Origin of the sequence: Bacillus sp. FSL K6-1560, assembly GCF_038592935.1 — a bacterium.
In the GTDB taxonomy this organism is placed as follows: domain Bacteria; phylum Bacillota; class Bacilli; order Bacillales; family Bacillaceae; genus Bacillus; species Bacillus subtilis.
The window spans coordinates 2,244,274-2,261,511 of record NZ_CP151946.1 but is presented as its reverse complement, the minus strand read 5'-3'; the positions used below and the strand labels follow the sequence as shown (position 1 = coordinate 2,261,511).

At 44.8% G+C, this 17,238-nt stretch carries 16 protein-coding genes and 1 pseudogene; 5 read left to right on the top strand and 12 right to left on the bottom strand.

Features of this window, described 5'->3' with window-relative positions; all coding sequences use genetic code 11:
• Window positions 1-55: 55 nt before the first annotated feature.
• A complete protein-coding gene (gene eglS, locus NYE22_RS12425; protein ID WP_161986038.1) occupies window positions 56-1,555 on the top strand; it encodes an endo-1,4-beta-glucanase EglS in 1,500 nt (499 codons plus the stop codon).
• Between the two features lie 74 nt (window positions 1,556-1,629).
• The gene (locus NYE22_RS12420) at window positions 1,630-1,893 is read left to right on the top strand and encodes a YnfE family protein (protein WP_032725831.1); all 264 of its coding nucleotides are present in this window, start codon (window positions 1,630-1,632) and stop codon (window positions 1,891-1,893) included.
• 262 nt (window positions 1,894-2,155) lie between these two features.
• Here NYE22_RS12420 and xynC read toward each other — a convergent pair whose 3' ends face one another.
• Window positions 2,156-3,424: a glucuronoarabinoxylan endo-1,4-beta-xylanase XynC gene (gene xynC / locus NYE22_RS12415; protein WP_161986039.1), complete on the bottom strand. Its 1,269-nt coding sequence runs from the start codon at window positions 3,422-3,424 to the stop codon at window positions 2,156-2,158.
• Between the two features lie 130 nt (window positions 3,425-3,554).
• Window positions 3,555-5,096: an alpha-L-arabinofuranosidase gene (gene xynD, locus NYE22_RS12410; protein WP_342411883.1), complete on the bottom strand. Its 1,542-nt coding sequence runs from the start codon at window positions 5,094-5,096 to the stop codon at window positions 3,555-3,557.
• A 676-nt stretch (window positions 5,097-5,772) separates the two neighbouring features.
• Here xynD and NYE22_RS12405 point away from each other — a divergent pair.
• The 3 genes from NYE22_RS12405 (at window position 5,773) to NYE22_RS12395 (ending at window position 7,788) form a co-directional block, all read left to right on the top strand.
• Complete coding sequence (locus NYE22_RS12405) at window positions 5,773-6,219, top strand: GtrA family protein (RefSeq protein ID WP_014479951.1); 447 nt, start codon at window positions 5,773-5,775, stop codon at window positions 6,217-6,219.
• A gap of 6 nt (window positions 6,220-6,225) precedes the next feature.
• A complete protein-coding gene (gene galU, locus NYE22_RS12400) occupies window positions 6,226-7,119 on the top strand; it encodes a UTP--glucose-1-phosphate uridylyltransferase GalU (protein WP_003245127.1) in 894 nt (297 codons plus the stop codon).
• 72 nt (window positions 7,120-7,191) lie between these two features.
• Window positions 7,192-7,788: a DedA family protein gene (locus NYE22_RS12395; RefSeq protein ID WP_003231529.1), complete on the top strand. Its 597-nt coding sequence runs from the start codon at window positions 7,192-7,194 to the stop codon at window positions 7,786-7,788.
• Window positions 7,789-7,836: 48 nt separating this feature from the next.
• On the opposite strand, the pseudogene NYE22_RS12390 reads toward NYE22_RS12395, so the two are convergent.
• The 10 genes and pseudogenes from NYE22_RS12390 to NYE22_RS12345 form a co-directional block, all read right to left on the bottom strand.
• A pseudogene (locus NYE22_RS12390) lies at window positions 7,837-8,863 on the bottom strand (oligoribonuclease).
• A gap of 168 nt (window positions 8,864-9,031) precedes the next feature.
• Entirely contained in the window at window positions 9,032-10,567 is a 1,536-nt protein-coding gene (locus tag NYE22_RS12385) for an acyl-CoA carboxylase subunit beta (RefSeq protein ID WP_072175928.1), read from the bottom strand.
• 10 nt (window positions 10,568-10,577) lie between these two features.
• Window positions 10,578-11,360, bottom strand: coding sequence for an enoyl-CoA hydratase (locus NYE22_RS12380; protein ID WP_015251989.1), 783 nt, complete (start codon window positions 11,358-11,360; stop codon window positions 10,578-10,580).
• Between the two features lie 20 nt (window positions 11,361-11,380).
• Window positions 11,381-12,280, bottom strand: a complete 900-nt coding sequence (gene ldeG, locus NYE22_RS12375) for a hydroxymethylglutaryl-CoA lyase (RefSeq protein ID WP_038827842.1) — start codon at window positions 12,278-12,280, stop codon at window positions 11,381-11,383.
• A gap of 14 nt (window positions 12,281-12,294) precedes the next feature.
• Window positions 12,295-12,516, bottom strand: a complete 222-nt coding sequence (locus tag NYE22_RS12370) for an acetyl-CoA carboxylase biotin carboxyl carrier protein subunit (protein ID WP_014476962.1) — start codon at window positions 12,514-12,516, stop codon at window positions 12,295-12,297.
• A 14-nt stretch (window positions 12,517-12,530) separates the two neighbouring features.
• Window positions 12,531-13,865 (bottom strand): acetyl-CoA carboxylase biotin carboxylase subunit, encoded by a 1,335-nt coding sequence (locus NYE22_RS12365; RefSeq protein ID WP_342411882.1) that lies wholly within the window; start codon window positions 13,863-13,865, stop codon window positions 12,531-12,533.
• Between the two features lie 9 nt (window positions 13,866-13,874).
• Window positions 13,875-15,524 carry an AMP-binding protein gene (locus NYE22_RS12360; protein WP_282627600.1) on the bottom strand — a complete coding sequence of 550 codons (1,650 nt, stop codon included), beginning with the start codon at window positions 15,522-15,524 and terminating at the stop codon, window positions 13,875-13,877.
• A gap of 43 nt (window positions 15,525-15,567) precedes the next feature.
• A complete protein-coding gene (locus NYE22_RS12355; RefSeq protein ID WP_014479960.1) occupies window positions 15,568-16,710 on the bottom strand; it encodes an acyl-CoA dehydrogenase in 1,143 nt (380 codons plus the stop codon).
• Window positions 16,711-16,761: 51 nt separating this feature from the next.
• Entirely contained in the window at window positions 16,762-17,052 is a 291-nt protein-coding gene (locus tag NYE22_RS12350) for a hypothetical protein (protein ID WP_342411881.1), read from the bottom strand.
• Window positions 17,042-17,194: a hypothetical protein gene (locus tag NYE22_RS12345; protein WP_128992931.1), complete on the bottom strand. Its 153-nt coding sequence runs from the start codon at window positions 17,192-17,194 to the stop codon at window positions 17,042-17,044. The genes NYE22_RS12350 and NYE22_RS12345 overlap by 11 nt, the downstream gene beginning before the upstream one ends.
• Window positions 17,195-17,238: the final 44 nt, after the last annotated feature.

The following is a 17,238-nucleotide window of genomic DNA, read 5'->3' as shown; positions in this document are numbered from 1 at the left end:
TCGTGCTCATAAGAAGTGGAGAGCCAAAATGATGCGAAGGAGGAAAAGATCAGATATGAAACGGTCAATCTCGATTTTTATTACGTGTTTATTGATTACGTTATTGACAATGGGCGGCATGCTGGCTTCGCCGGCATCAGCAGCAGGGACAAAAACGCCAGTAGCCAAGAATGGCCAGCTTAGCATAAAAGGTACACAGCTCGTTAACCGAGACGGTAAAGCGGTACAGCTGAAGGGGATCAGTTCACACGGATTGCAATGGTATGGAGAATATGTCAATAAAGACAGCTTAAAATGGCTGAGGGACGATTGGGGTATCACCGTTTTCCGTGCAGCGATGTATACGGCAGATGGCGGTTACATTGACAACCCGTCCGTGAAAAATAAAGTAAAAGAAGCGGTTGAAGCGGCAAAAGAGCTTGGGATATATGTCATCATTGACTGGCATATCTTAAATGACGGTAATCCAAACCAAAATAAAGAGAAGGCAAAAGAATTCTTCAAGGAAATGTCAAGTCTTTACGGTAACACGCCAAACGTCATTTATGAAATTGCAAACGAACCAAACGGTGATGTGAACTGGAAGCGTGATATTAAACCGTATGCGGAAGAAGTGATTTCCGTTATCCGCAAAAATGATCCAGACAACATCATCATTGTCGGAACCGGTACATGGAGCCAGGATGTGAATGATGCAGCCGATGACCAGCTAAAAGATGCAAACGTTATGTACGCACTTCATTTTTATGCCGGCACACACGGCCAGTTTTTACGGGATAAAGCAAACTATGCACTCAGCAAAGGAGCGCCTATTTTTGTGACAGAATGGGGGACAAGTGATGCTTCCGGAAATGGCGGTGTATTCCTTGATCAATCGCGGGAATGGCTGAAATATCTCGATAGCAAGACCATTAGCTGGGTGAACTGGAATCTTTCTGATAAGCAGGAATCATCCTCAGCTTTAAAGCCGGGGGCATCTAAAACAGGCGGCTGGCAGTTGTCAGATTTATCTGCTTCAGGAACATTCGTTAGAGAAAACATTCTCGGCACCAAAGATTCGACGAAGGACATTCCTGAAACGCCAGCAAAAGATAAACCCACACAGGAAAACGGTATTTCTGTACAATACAGAGCAGGGGATGGGAGTATGAACAGCAACCAAATCCGTCCGCAGCTTCAAATAAAAAATAACGGCAATACCACGGTTGATTTAAAAGATGTCACTGCCCGTTACTGGTATAAAGCGAAAAACAAAGGCCAAAACTTTGACTGTGACTACGCGCAGATTGGATGCGGCAATGTGACACACAAGTTTGTGACGTTGCATAAACCAAAGCAAGGTGCAGATACCTATCTGGAACTTGGGTTTAAAAACGGAACGCTGGCACCGGGAGCAAGCACAGGGAATATTCAGCTCCGTCTTCACAATGATGACTGGAGCAATTATGCACAAAGCGGCGATTATTCCTTTTTCAAATCAAATACGTTTAAAACAACGAAAAAAATCACATTATATGATCAAGGAAAACTGATTTGGGGAACAGAACCCAAATAGTTTAACTTTTGGCGGGCATCAGCAATGATGTCCGTTTTCATTATCTTATCCAGTAAAACAAGGAGGTTTAGGCTGTGGATGAAATACTGAAGCAGTATATGATGCTGTTCAAAGAAATGAATAATGCGATAAATGGTCCGGACTATCCAGGTAAGGAAAAAGACATCCAGCACCAAAAAGATCAGATCGAAGTTTACGAAAAACAGCTGCAGCAAGGATTTTCTACAGATTATGACTATGATGTGTTTGCTGATTCTGTTATCAAATGCGCATATGGCGATATGACGCTGGAGGATTTAGAAGCAGTTTATTATGGATTGACAACGCCATTTTTTTGATTTGTCATTCAGCAGAAAAATTTTAATTTCTGTCTCACTAACTTAAGTATACTTTTATATTGAGACAGGAATTTATTTATTTTCTTTACTTCCTAGAATATATATTATGTAAACTAGAAAAGATGAAGATTAAAGCTTTGCTGTTTTTATGTACATCCTTTCTTCTTCCTTCCTGTAATTCAGCAACAAAATAAAAAAGCGATTTCCCAATCGGAAAATCGCCAATTCAGACACTCTATTATTTATGTGTGTCTTTGTGCTCTTAACGATTTACAACAAATGTTGTTACGCTTTGAGCTGGAAGATGGGCCCAAAAATGATTGCCTGATACAGCGAGATTCGTTCCAGGTTGTAGATTGCTGCTGCTGCTCGTGATCCATCTAGATACGTTTGAAGCAGATCCATTCTGCAAAACAAAGTTTTGGTTGACCCCTGTGTTACTTTTATTGATAGCAACAATAACGACCTTGTTGTCACCTTTATAGGCTGACACGTAAACGTTCGCATTAGGGTTTTTCGTTGCATCAATCCTTACATAGCCGGGACGCACAAACTTTGAGAAATGAGCCATATTGTAGCCGCGTTTGCTGATCGTACCATCTTCTTTCATAGGTCCATATGATCTTCGGATGTACCACCATACATAAGCTTGAAAGTCCCCCTCTACCATCGCATTGTGAATATGCTGTGAAACATCCAATGCCTCAGGCCATCGATCCGCCGAGTTGTTATCACTGTTTGGATAGTATACTTCCGTCATCCAAAGGTCCTTCCCCGCTCCTTTTTGTTTGAAAAGAGGATAAGGGAATTGGCTGACCTGGGTGCCGTACAGGTGGGTTCCGAGAATATCCATATTGGCAAGAGCCTGCGGATCGTTCAAAATCGGGTCCGACAAATTCTTCAAGTATTGAAATGACTCAGGCGCAATGACGCGGGCATTGATCGAGCCGGCGTTTTCTCTCATAAAGCTAAGTATTTCTTGCGGCGTCCACCACGTCCACTCGTGAGCGTAATCAGGCTCGTTTTGTACCGAAATCGCGTAAAGATTCACACCATTATTCCTCATGAAGGTAACAAAATCGTTAAGATGCTGCGCGTATGCTGCGTACTTGTTGTATTTCAGCCGTTTAGCCGATGTGTCACCATTACGATTAAAGGTCTCAACCATATCACTTGGAGGATTCCAAGGAGATGCAAAAACGATTGCCCCATGTTTGACCGCACTCTTGGCAGTCTCCACCTCTTTATACCAATTATTTCGATTTTCATCTACATGAATTCTTAAGATTGAAAATCCTAACTGGTTCTGTCCATTGCCAAAAGCAGTTTCTCTTTGAGCTGCTGTAAGATCCCCAGCCCAAGCGGGATGATTCATCCCTCCAAAACCGCGAATCACTTGTTTCTCTGCAGATACATTAACTGTTACATCACTTGCTGCCAAAACTTCAGTAGCGCCTGGCCCTAACATGACTGACAGCATAGTGAAACATACTAATAGTACACAAATTGTTTTTTTTATGCGTGGAATCATTTATTCCTCTCCTTCGTCATGTGTCTTTTACGGTATTAAAAAATCTGCATGGCATATCCATAATGGCGGGCTGTTCCGGTGCCCGCCCGTACTTCACCCGCCTCGTTTTTAAGCGGTCCCATTACGAGTCCTATCTTTGCGTAAACTGCCAGTAATCAAAATTAAACAAGTTTCCTGTACCTGTTCCGGTAAATACAAAGAATACTTTGTGCACACCGGTTGCCCCGCTTACTGCAGTTTCTATTTCTCTCCACGTTTGCGCTCCGCCTGTTGAAGGCACATTCAGAGTTCCAACAAGCTTACCATCAGCACTGTCGAGGCGCACTTCTATTTTCCCGCCTGAAGTGGATGCTACATTTGCTTTAAATGACCTGGCACCGCCCGCTCCGAAGTCTGCATTTCCTACAGCAATCCAGTCTCCATTTTGAATGCTTGTTACATGCTGATTATTTACTGGCCCGCCGGGTGCTGTGGACTTCTCTGTCAAAATGCGTCCATTCCAAGCAAACGTTTCAGCTTCTACCCGGTTATAAGGATTCAAATTGGAAAGCTGTGTTACACCTGCATAATTTGCTGCTACCTCTTGGATGGATCCATCTGGGTTATGCACCAGCTTATTAATATGGGGAGAACGGTATCCTTTGCCGGCCCCGAACAGAGCGGAACTGACAGTTTGCGCGTGGTACACCACATACCACTCGTTTTTAAAATTGAAAACAGCATGATGATTGTTTCCGCCACCTCCGAAAAATGCACCCGGATTTTTCAGGAAATGCCCTCTATATGTAAAGGGACCCATGGGATTTGAACTGGTCATGTAGCCGATCTCACCCGGGGGTTTATCGGCCGGGTGCGTGCCGCCGAAATTAATGCAATAGGAGTAATAATATGTTCCGTTATACTTGTGCAATCCCGAATCTTCAAACATGAAAGGCGCATCAATTGTAGATGCACTTCCAACAACACTCGTCATATCAGGCCCCAATTTTATGACTCTAGCCGTTTTAGGATTGGCCCATTGTCCCTGCGTTGGATTTGAACCGCCAGGAACGCCTCCCCCGGCATACAGGTAACCGGTGCCGTCATCATCTACAAATACTGCCGGATCAAAAAGCCATACAACACCAGACATTCCTGGCGTACTTGGCGTTACGAGCGGTTTTCCGATTGGGTCGGTCCATGGACCAATCGGGCTGTCTGCGGTGAGAACCCCGATACCTCCACCGCTGTTTGCGAAATAAAGGAAGAATTTATCCTTGCCATTAATTTTTTTAACTGCGATTGACGGTGCCCATGACGCACCTGCCCATTTTGCAATTCCACGGCCTCCATTAGCTCCATTGGCACCTGCTACCGGAATGGCTCCGTGGTCTGTCCAGTTCACCATATCCGCTGAAGAAATGACGAATACTTTATTCAAATTGGCAAATGAATTATCTTTAATCGTTCCGTTGCTATTATATTCATAGTCATCACTTGACATATAAATATAGACTCTCCCGTTATAGGTCAGCGCAACCGGATCCGCTCCCAAATGATGGTCGATAAGCGGATTTGAATTCCCTACATGTTTTGCAATTGTACTACTGGTGGCAGCATACGCAGACTTCCCAGCTAAGCAGCTCAATAGTAAAGCAAAAACAAATAAACATACGCTACACTTTTTCCTCATCACTTCACAGCCTCCTTTTTCCTTAAAATGAAGGGTTCTTTTGAAATTTGTTAACAACAGGTCATGAAGACTGCACCACTTGTTTCTTCAAGATCAATCTAGAAAAGTTCCCCCATTCCTAGCGGTCATTGTCCAGAAAATAAAATGGCGAATTGTTCAAGTCCCCTATAACGCTTGAGCAGGTATGTATATTTATTCAAAAAAATCCCTTTATCTAACATCCTACCTTATTAAAAAAATAGTGTATAGAATACTTTTGGAGGAATTCGTGTTCGATTCTACAAAGGAACTGGATACATTTATTCATTGTTTAGATGGGGCTACATATACGGCTGTTACCGACTCTTCTTCGCTTAGACTGTTCCCTCGATTATTGACATAATAGACATCATCTCTGCTGATAGGGAATCAAGGCTTAAAACCACTCAATCTATTGAAGTATTGTTCTCTTCTTTGCAAGACCTTTCGTTATCATTTCGCCCTCTTCCCCTGCGAAATATGTCATATTTTTTCATCTTTTTGTAATGAGCGTTTTCGAAAAATCAGCCGTTCATGCCGCTGCTTTTTAAAGAGTATAAAAACTATTGAGCGGTATACCCGCTTTTTTCATGTTTTGTTCATATTTTATTAATTGTTTATTCAACACTGTCCGCTATAGTAATCCATATCAACAAATATGACTGCCACTCGCATCTTTTATGAAGGGAGGTCCGTTACGCTGAAAGAAAAAATAAAGACCTTAGGCCGTTTTTGCACCGTAGGCGTCGGCAATACGCTGATAGATTTTGGTGTCTTCTTTCTTCTTACCGCTTGTCATGTCTCTTATCTGCCGGCGCAGATCTGCTCCTATACTGCAGGTATCGTCAACAGCTATGTGTGGAACCGGAATTGGACGTTTTGTGTGAAACGTAAGGCTGACGGGAAAGAGATCGTGCGTTTTCTCATGATTAATATTGCCGCGTCGGGGATCACCTTTTTGCTGCTTTATTTGTTTCAAAATTGCGGCTGCTCGCTTTTGGTGAGTAAGCTCGCCGCCACTATCGGCGGAATGATGATGAATTTTATCGGAAACCGAATCTGGGTATTTGGAGATTCACTGAAAAACATACAGGATCAGGAGTGAGGATGAATGAGAAAAAAAGTGAGAAAAGCAGTTATTCCCGCAGCGGGTTTAGGAACGAGATTTCTGCCGGCGACAAAGGCGCAGCCTAAAGAAATGCTCCCAATCGTCGACAAACCAGCAATCCAATATATTGTAGAAGAGGCCGCAGAGTCAGGAATTGAAGATATACTGATTATTACAGGGAGAAACAAACGCTCGATTGAAGATCATTTTGATCGGTCGGCGGAATTGGAATTCAATCTCCGGGAAAAAGGCAAGACGGAGACACTTAAGGAAATGCAGCAGATTGCCGATTTGGCCAACATTCATTACATCCGCCAGAAAGAACCGCTCGGATTAGGCCATGCGGTGCTGTGTGCGGAGCATTTTATCGGAGATGAGCCTTTTGCTGTTCTCTTAGGTGATGATATTATGGTGTCTGAAACACCGGCTCTTCGGCAATTAATGGATGTATATGACGTTTATGGCACAGAGGTTGTCGGTGTACAGTCAGTTCTCCCTGAGGATGTCAGCAAATATGGTATTATAAATACATCAGGGTCTCAAGGGCATGTATATGAAGTGAACGATTTAGTGGAAAAGCCTTCTCCTGAAGAAGCACCTTCGGAAATCGCAGTAATGGGACGTTATGTGCTGAATTCTTCGATCTTCTCCGTTTTGAAGACAATTGGCAGAGGCGCGGGCAACGAAATTCAGCTGACAGATGCGCTTCGTGAGGTTTGCCGTAAGGAGCCGATCCATGCCCGGTTGCTGGAAGGAAATCGATATGACATTGGCGATAAGCTGGGCTGTTTTAAAGCGAGCACCGAAATCGGCTTAATGCGTCCCGAAATGAGATCTCAGCTTTTGGCCTATTTAGAAGATGTGATCAAACGGGAAACGAAAGAAATGCTGCGGTAAAAAAATTGTAACCATCTTGCTCGTCAATCAGTCATATAATAGTGAAAAAGATTAGGACAGGTTGTGAAGAATGTGGGCAGTTTGATAAGCGAAATTTTAACATGGCTGACGAACATGGGATATGCGGGTATTGCGATTGGGTTAATGATTGAAATCATTCCGAGTGAGATTGTATTAGCTTATGGCGGCTATATGGTATCGGAGGGCACGATTGGATTTATTGGCGCAATTATTGCGGGTGTTATCGGGGGCACCATTGCCCAGATCTTTATTTACTGGATCGGCCGCTATGGCGGCAGGCCATTTCTGGACAAATACGGGAAGTATTTATTGATTAAAAAGCATCATATCGACATGTCGGAAAACTGGTTTCAGAAATACGGCGCCGGAGTTGTCTTCTCGGCTCGTTTTATACCGGTTGTCAGACATGCCATATCCATTCCGGCAGGTATTGCCAGAATGCCTTTTCTCAAATTTGTGGTACTGACTGTGCTTGCTATCATTCCATGGTCTATTCTGTTTGTTTATTTAGGCATACAGCTAGGAAGCCAGTGGGATGATGTTGAGAATATAGCAGGCACTTATACAACACCGATTATGATATTGGCTGTTGTCGTGATAGCCCTTTATTTTGTGATTAAGAAACGTACAGCCATATTTAAACGATAGCTAGCAGATATGCATAGGGGTGACTGACGCTCCCCTATGCATATTTTTTTACTTCCGATGTTGATTTGCCAGCTTCAGATTCTCCGCTAAAAATGCGACAAACACTTCATCCCGCACGAGCGATGCGGCATAATTTCTCTTAATAAACCATTCTGCCTCTTCAAACGCTGCGAATGTTTCGTCTTGGGTTTCTCCGTTAATTTGAATATTCCATTCGTTGTCTAAAGGGAAAAGAAAAAATCTCATTTGTGCGCGATTTTCATATATCGATGTAATCATGAATGGTGCGGAGACTGACTCGTTTTGACCCCATGCTCAAAATCGCAATGTAATCGAGGTGCGGATTATCTTTCCCTAGCCTGTTCCCCAGCTCTGAATGGTACGATTCAGCGTGAACGATGCCTACACAGTGTTCGTGAACAAAGGTTTGTACCATTTCCCTTTTCTTTCTGCGGAGGTAGCGCTCGATTTTTTCGTCTTCTAAATCAAGCAGTTTTTCTTCAAAATCATCGAAGAAAAATTCGTCATGCGCGGAAAGGCGCTGGATCATTTTTGCTTCAAATTCATCGATTGACAGCAAAAAGAAAAGATCATTAAGCCGCTTCGCCTGTTTTTGATCGTACCGCTCCCACTCCCATGTATCGTATTGGCGGACGAGCTCTGTGAATTGATCTAAGGCGTTTGTCGGTTTCATGAAGCCATTTTCAACGAGATAGCCATATAAAAGCGATGTCGCGGATGTGAGCCTTCCATCATCGTATTCCACCTGGACAAATCCCCATTCATGCTCATTCAAATGAAGGGCTGTTTTATGATGGTCAATGAGCTTCACTTTGCCCCCTGCATGAACATACTCATTCAATCTCTCTTCGTTTTCTTCATTGACGGCGAGATCGGTGATGAATAACGCGTCCTGTCTGTTGCTCTCCTTCGCTTTTTCTAAAAAGTACTGCACCTGTGCGTTTAAGCCGTTGACAGAGTTATACCGGACCTCTACGTCTTTTCCGAACGCTAATTTTGCTACGATTCCACACCCTACTCCGTCCAAGTCGTTATGTGAATATAAATGATACATAATGTGGGCCCCTTTTTATGATAAACTGACAATTGCCGCTAGAGGTGCGGCAGCCTTTATTTACTATTCTAAAAAACAAAGCGTTTTATACAAATGTAATTAGTTGACATAATGTTGTTATTGTAAATATATAAAGGAGCGCTTTTTTGCGCTCCTAAGTTCTTGCTTTTACACCGGATAAACCGGATGCTTTCGATTGGTAAATGTCATTTCCTTTGTCATGTATGCCTTGAGCCGTTTGGCCAGCTCATCACGCAGCGAATTGGCTGGGATAACAGCATCAATGATCATTTCTGAAGCCAGACGGTAGATATTGATGTCCTCTTTATATTCTTCCCGTTTGCTGCTGATAAATGCGGCTCTCTCTTCTTCTGGCAGCTCGGCGATTTTTTTAGCGTAGACAGCGTTTACAGCTGCCTCAGGGCCCATGACGGCGATTTGGGCGGTTGGGAGCGCTAGACAGCAATCCGGTTCAAATGCCGGCCCTGCCATTGCATACAACCCAGCCCCGTAAGCTTTTCGGACAATGACAGAGAGTTTTGGAACAGTTGCCTCCGACATCGCAGAAATCATTTTCGCTCCGTGTCTGATAATCCCAGCCTGTTCTACTTTTGTGCCAATCATAAAACCGGGGATATCGGCTAAGAACAGCAATGGGATATGAAAAGCGTCACATAAGGTAATAAACTTAGCCGCTTTGTCTGCTGAATCGTGGAATAAGACGCCTCCTTTTACCTTCGGCTGGTTTGCAACAATGCCGACAGGCTGTCCGTGGATTCGTGCGAGGCCCGTCAATAATTCCGGTGCAAATAAGGCTTTGATCTCAAAAAATGAGTCTTCATCTATGACCCGCTCAATCAGCTCATGCATATCAAAAGGTGCGTTTTGATTTTGCGGAATGACGTCGGCAAGCGGAGTTTTGAAGTGTTTTGGCGGGCGTTTCTCATGAATGGGCGCTTTTTCTTGAAAATTTGCCGGAAAGTAAGACAAATAAGCCCGCGCCAGCTGTATGGCTTCTTCTTCAGTTTCTGCAAGAATATCTCCGCAGCCGGAGATTGAGCAATGCATACGGGCACCACCCATTTCTTCAAGAGACACTTTTTCGCCAATAACCATTTCCGCCATCCTTGGCGAGCCTAAATACATGGAGGCGTTACCGTCTACCATAACGACGATATCACAGAAGGCCGGAATATAAGCGCCACCTGCTGCAGATGGTCCGAAAAGCAGACAGATTTGCGGAATGCGTCCCGATAATTTGACTTGATTGTAAAAAATTCTTCCTGCACCGCGTCTCCCTGGAAAGACATTGATTTGGTCGGTAATTCGGGCGCCTGCCGAATCGACTAAATAAATGAGCGGACAGTTTAATTTTTCGGCGGTTTCTTGAATTCTGATGATTTTTTCAACTGTTTTTGCTCCCCATGACCCCGCTTTCACTGTTGAATCATTCGCCATGACGCAAACGGTTTGGCCGCCGATTTTGCCGATAGCGGTTACAACTCCGTCAGCGGGAAGCCCGTCTGACATACATTCCGCAAAAAAAGCGTCTTCTAGCTCAATGTCATCGTCAAAGAGAAGGGAAAGCCGCTCTCTGACAAAGAGCTTGCCTTTTTCCCGATTGCTTTGATGATACTTTTCCGCTCCGCCTTTTCGAATCCGTTCAGCCCGTTCTGTTCGTTCCTTTTCATAATCCATGAGCATTGCCTCCCTTTTATATTCCCTTGTATACGGCCCGTCTTTTTTCTTGAAAGGCCTGAAGCCCTTCTCTCCTGTCTTTTGTCGGGATGGTTTGTTCATACGCTTTTTGTTCAATCGCAAGGCCTGTAGCGAGATCTGTCTCCAATCCTCTATTGATTGCAAATTTAGCCTGACGGACAGCGATCGGCCCGTTGGCAGAAATGGCTGCGGCCAGTTCCTTTGCTTTTGGCATAAGATCACAAGGAGCCGTGACATGCTCTACAAGGCCGATTTCTTTTGCTTCGTGTGCGGTCACGCGTCTGCCTGTATAAATGAATTCTTTTGCTTTTCCTCTGCCAATCAGCCGGGGCAGCCTTTGGGTCCCTCCAGCGCCCGGGATAATAGCTAACCCTGTTTCCGGAAGTCCCAGCACAGCTGATTCAGTTGCGATTCGAAGGTCGCATGCTAATGCCAATTCTAGTCCGCCGCCTAATGCGCTTCCATTTATCGCAGCTATGACCGGCTGCGGCAAGGCATCAAGTAAAGCCGCCGTTCTTTGAATGAGAGATACACTTTCCAGAACCTGATCTTCTTTCAGTTTTATCCGTTCCTTTAGGTCTGCCCCTGCACAAAACGCTTTTTCACCGGTGCCTGTGAGGATGACGCAACGGATGTTTGAGTTGAATTCAATTTCCTGAAGAATCATTTGCAGGTTTCTAAGCATTTCCGCTGAAAGAGCATTTGCTGCCTGAGGCCTGTTTAAGGTGATCAACGCAATATGTTCATTTTTAACAGTAAAAAGAATAGAGTCTCCCATTGTATGCGTCCTCCCTTTTATCAAGATGATTTAAACACCTGTAAATTTCTGCTCGGCAGCGGTTTGCCCATTTTTTCTTCTATCCATTTGGCCGCAGATAGCAGTTTTTCTAGCTTTACATTTGTTTTGATATCCATCTGTTCAAGCATGTACACGATATCCTCAGTTGCGGCGTTTCCTGATGAACCTGGCGCATATGGGCATCCCCCAAGCCCGCCTGCCGAGCCGTCGAACACCGTGATGCCCATTTGGAGTGCTGTGACCATGTTGGCCAGAGCGGTTCCTCTCGTATCATGAAAATGCAAGGCAATTTGATTAGCCGGGAATCGTGCCAAAAGAGCTTCAAGTACAGTTTCCACTTGGGCGGGATTAGCCGCTCCAATCGTATCTCCAAGCGAAAGTTCAGAAATCCCAAATTCAAATAGAGCTTCTGAAAGGCGAATGACTTGTTCAATGGGGACATCTTTTTCGTACGGACAGCCGAAAACAGTCGAGAGGTAGGCTCTTGTTGTGAGGTTTGCTTTTTGTGCGTCGTTGTTTACTTGTTTGAGTATATGAAGGGATTCAGAAGTGGATTTATTGATGTTTTTTCTGTTGTGCGTCTCGCTGGCGGACATAAAAACGCAAGCCTCGTTAATGCCTCCTTCAAGTGCATTCTCCAGTCCTCTTTGATTCGGGACAAGTGCCGCGTACGTTACCCCTTTTAAACGGTCGATGCCTTTTGCTACGTCGATAGCATCTCGAAGCGCCGGAATCCATTTCGGGTGAACGAAGGATGTGATTTCAATATACGAAAGCCCTGTCCGGGAAAGCTGGTTGATCCAGGTTATTTTATCCTCTGTTGCGATCCATACGGGCTCGTTTTGTAAGCCGTCACGCGGGCCGACTTCTTTGATTGTCACTTTTTTAGGATATGACATGGTCTTCCTCCAAATTATTGAGTGGAATCGCTCAGTTCGAGCAGTACGTCTCCTTCATTTACAAAGTCGCCTTCATTTTTTTTGACTTCTTTTACGATTCCGCTTCTATCTGCAACGATCGGGATTTCCATTTTCATCGATTCCAAAATGGCTACCTCCTGGCCCTTTTCGATTTGGTCGCCGGCTTTGACGTGGACTTTCCACAGGTTTCCTGCCATTTGTATGCTAACCGTCATGACAACTGCCTCCTTTATAGGTGTTGTTTCAAAAAGTCAGTCGTGACATCCCCTTCTTTAAATGCCTTTGTTGCCGCAGCCTGTATGAGAAGCGGAAGATTTGTTTTAATTCCCTCTACATGATAGTCGCGAAGCGCTGTCTCTAGTTTTTCAATTGCTTCTGTTCTGGTTTGGCCTTTGACAATCATCTTAGCGATCATCGGGTCATAAAAAGGGGTAACGGTGCTGTCTTTTGCTACCGCACATTCGTGTCTGACTCCTTTTTGGTCAGGAAGTGAAAACGCAGTGATCGTACCTGGTGACGGGAAGAAGGTCTTGGGATCTTCCGCGTATATTCGCACCTCTATCGCATGCCCGTTCCGTTGGATGTCTTTTTGGGAGAATGTGAGTGTATGGCCCGCAGCAATTCGCAGCTGCTGCTCAACTAAGTCCAGGCCTGTTATTTCTTCAGTCACGGGGTGTTCAACTTGCAGTCTCGTATTCATTTCGAGGAAATAAAAATTTTGCTTCTGGTCAACTATAAATTCGATGGTGCCTGCGTTCGTATAGCCGATTGCCTTCGCTGCTTTTACCGCTGTTTGCCCGATCTTCATTCTTAGTTCATCGTCTACAAATGGAGACGGTGCTTCTTCAATGACTTTTTGGTGGCGCCTCTGAACAGAGCAATCACGTTCAAACAGATGTACTGTATGGCCGTGTTGATCGGCCAAAAGCTGAACCTCGATGTGACGCGCATGTTCAATAACTTTTTCTATATACATCGACCCGTCACCGAAAAAATCTGCTGCGCGCTTTTTGTTTCCCTCGTACGCTTTTTTTAATGCTTCTTCATTTTCAACACGCTGCATTCCGATGCCCCCTCCGCCCGCTGAAGCTTTCAGCATGACAGGATAGCCGATTTGACCTGCGGTGCGGCAGGCTGCCTCTATATCTCCGAGGGATTCAGAAACGCCCGGCACCACAGGGACACCTGCAGCCTCCATTGCTTTTCGCGCTTCAATTTTGCTGCCCATCTTTGCGATGATATCAGGGGAAGGTCCGATAAACACGATGTTTTCTTGCTTGCAGCGTTCAGCGAATCGGCTGTTTTCTGATAACAATCCATATCCAGGGTGGATCGCGTCGGCATTTGCTTTTTTCGCCGTCTTTATGATTCTCTCTATATTTAAATAACTTTCACTGACTCTCGATTCCCCGATCAAATAAGCCTCTGTAGCGGCTTTTGTATGGAGCGCGTCCTTGTCGGCTTCTGAATAAACCGCAACCGTTTTAATGCCGAGACGGCTGCATGTTCGGATAATTCTCATTGCAATTTCTCCGCGGTTGGCGATCAGTACTTTTGTAAACATGATTTCACCTCATTGACTTGATGATAGGTTGAACATTTCAATCGTTTTTCCTCGCAGTTTATATTTTTGAATTTTGCCTGAGGCCGTCATCGGATAGTCATCCGTAAAAATAACATAACGCGGAATTTTGTGGCGGGCGATTTTCCCTTTGCAATAGGCTTTAAGCTCATCAGGTGATACGCTTTTACCGTCTTTCAGTTTAATCCAGGCTGCAGCTTCCTCCCCGAATTTGGCGTCAGGCACACCAACGACCTGTACATCTAAAACAGCGGGATGCCGGTATAAAAATTCTTCAATTTCCCGCGGATAAATGTTCTCGCCGCCTCTGATGAGCATATCTTTTAATCTTCCGGTGATGCGGCAGTACCCGTCTTCATCCATGACAGCAAGATCTCCGGTAAACAGCCATCCGTCATGATTGATTGCTTTTCTGGTCGCATCTTTGTCTTTATAATAGCCTTTCATGACGTGATAGCCACGGGTGCACAGTTCTCCCTGCATGCCTCTTTGAACTTCTTGACATGTCCCAGGTTCTACAATTTTCACCTCAGTATGTGGCAGGGCGCGGCCGGTTGTTTCGACTCTTCTTATGAAGGAATCATTTGCTCTCGTTTGCGTAATGACTGGCGAGGCTTCGGTTTGTCCATAGGCGATCGTAATGTCTTTCATGCCCATTCTTTCAATCACAGCTTTCATCACTTCACTTGGACAGGGAGAGCCGGCCATGATTCCTGTTCGGAGCGTCGATAGATCATATGCATCAAAATCCGGATGATGCAGCTCGGCGATAAACATGGTAGGCACACCATGGAGCGCTGTGCATTTCTCTTTTTCTACCGTTTTAAGGACGGTAACGGGATCAAATTCTTGCACGGGTATCATGGCTGCCCCGACGGATACACATGCCAAAACCCCAAGGACGCATCCAAAGCAGTGAAAAAACGGAACCGGGATACACATGCGGTCTTGAGAGGTTAAAGCCATACATTCAGCGATATTAGCAGCGTTATTGATGACATTGAAATGGGTCAGCATCACGCCTTTTGGAAACCCTGTCGTTCCTGATGTGTATTGCATATTAATCACATCGTCTTTATCCAGGCTGTTCATTCTCTCTTCAAGCTCAGCATCTGTCACTGTTTTCGCCAATATCTCTGTATCGTCCCAATGATACATGCCAGCCAACCGTTTATTGCCAATATAGATTAGCGTTTTTAAAAAGGGATAGCGTTCAGATTTCAGTTGGCCGGGCTTTGCTTCTTGCAGTTCTGGAATTAAACTGTTTACGATGTCTGGATAAGAAGTGCCCCTGTATGAATCCATGATAATAAGCGCGGCGGCATCCGATTGCTTTAACAAGTAGTCCAGCTCGTGTGCTTGATAATTGGTATTGACGGTTACGAGCACGGCTCCGATCTTCGCAGTTGCGAACTGGACGGCAAGCCATTCAGGGATATTAGAAGCCCATATGGCGACGTGGTCTCCTTTTCCAATCCCCATCCGCATAAGACCTTTAGCGGTTTGACGGCACAGACTGTCAAATTGAGCGTACGTATAGCGGATATTTCGGTCTGGATACACAACAGCATCTCGATCGGGATACGCATCAGCTGTTTGTTCCAGCAGCCTGCCGATTGTGGAATGGATGAGTTCAGCCATTCATTGTTCCTCCTTTCTTAATGATAGGAAAGCGTTTACATTTTTATTTTAAAAGCTGTCTGGCGATCACGAGACGCTGAATTTCAGATGTGCCTTCACCGATTTCCATTAATTTTGCGTCCCGCAGCATCCGTTCCACCCCATACTCTTTCATATAGCCTGAACCTCCATGGATTTGAATGGCTTGATTGCAAGCTCTTGTCGCCATTTCAGATGCGAATAGCTTGGCGTACGCCGCTTCTTTGGTGAACGGGTGGTTATGGTCTTTCAGCCAGGCGGCTTTTAACACCATTTGCCGTGCCAGATCAATTTCCATCGCCATGTCAGCAAGCTTAAATTGAATCGCTTGAAAGGAAGAAATCGGCTGTCCAAACTGCTTTCGTTCTTTCGCATATGCCAATGATGCGTCAAGGGCCGCTTGGGCAATGCCGACTGCAAGAGCAGCGATGGAGATTCGCCCTCCGTCCAGCGTATATAGAAACTGTTTAAACCCTTTTGTTGGATCGCCAAGTAAGTTGGCCGCAGGCACTCTTACATCTTCAAGCAAGATTTCCGCTGTATTCGAACCGCGGACGCCCATTTTATCGTACGGGCTCGTAATCGTAAGTCCTGGTGTATCAGTTGGCACGATTAATGCGGAGATGATGTTTTTTCCGTCTTTGTTTTTGCCTGTTACGGCGGTTACAATAACTGTGCGTGCGTAGCTTGCATTAGTGATCCAGCACTTTTCGCCGTTGATTACATACTCGTCACCATTTGAAATCGCTTTTGTTTGAGTGCCTCCTGCATCTGAGCCGGCATTTGGCTCCGTCAGGCCGAATGATCCGAGTGCTGTGCCTGAAGCCAGCGGCGTCAAATGCGTCTGTTTTTGCTCTTCTGTTCCGAAGTAGTAAAGAGGGCTTGCACCTAGCGAGACCGCTGCAGCATAGCTTAATCCAGTACTGCCGCAGGCTTTGCCGACTTCTTCAACCGCTAAGGCATATGAAATCGTATCACCGCCAGATCCGCCATATTCTTCTGGAAATGGAATACCCATCAGACCGAGTTCACCCATTTTTTCAAATGTTTGCATCGGGAACTCGCCTGTTTGATCTACATGTTCAGCGTGAGGAGCAATTTCTTTTTTCGCAAAATCTTTTACCATTTCACGCACCATTTGTTGTTCTTTTGTCAGCTCAAAATTCACATCGTTTCCTCCTTCACATCTTTGTAACATCCTATTAGGCGAGTTCTATAATCATTCCCTGACAAGAAAAGTCTGAAAATTAAAACTGAATCCGTAGGCGCATACCATCCATATCGCAAACGCAATGACTTGGCCCTTTGATAAAGCCGGGAAGATGAGGGGATGATTCCAAAGGGAAATCGTATCAATCAATAAACCGACCGCTGATCCCCATATACCTAGCTTGATCACCTCGAACTGTGATTGATAGAGAAAGAACACAAAGCATAAAACAAGAGCGGTGCCCGCTCCCAAGAGAAGAAAGTTCGGCAAAAAGGCTTCTTCAGCCGGATCAGTCAACACAGCATCTCCGAACAGCACAAAAAATAATGTGGCACCTAACCAGACTAGAAATGAAAACGTAAAACACGTCCTGTACGTGTTTCTCTTCGAATTTACTTAGTACTAGCTTCTCAGATTCCAATAATGGAAAATGTCCAAACACCGCCTACAGCGGTTTACCATCGTTTCCTGTCTCCAAAATCACTT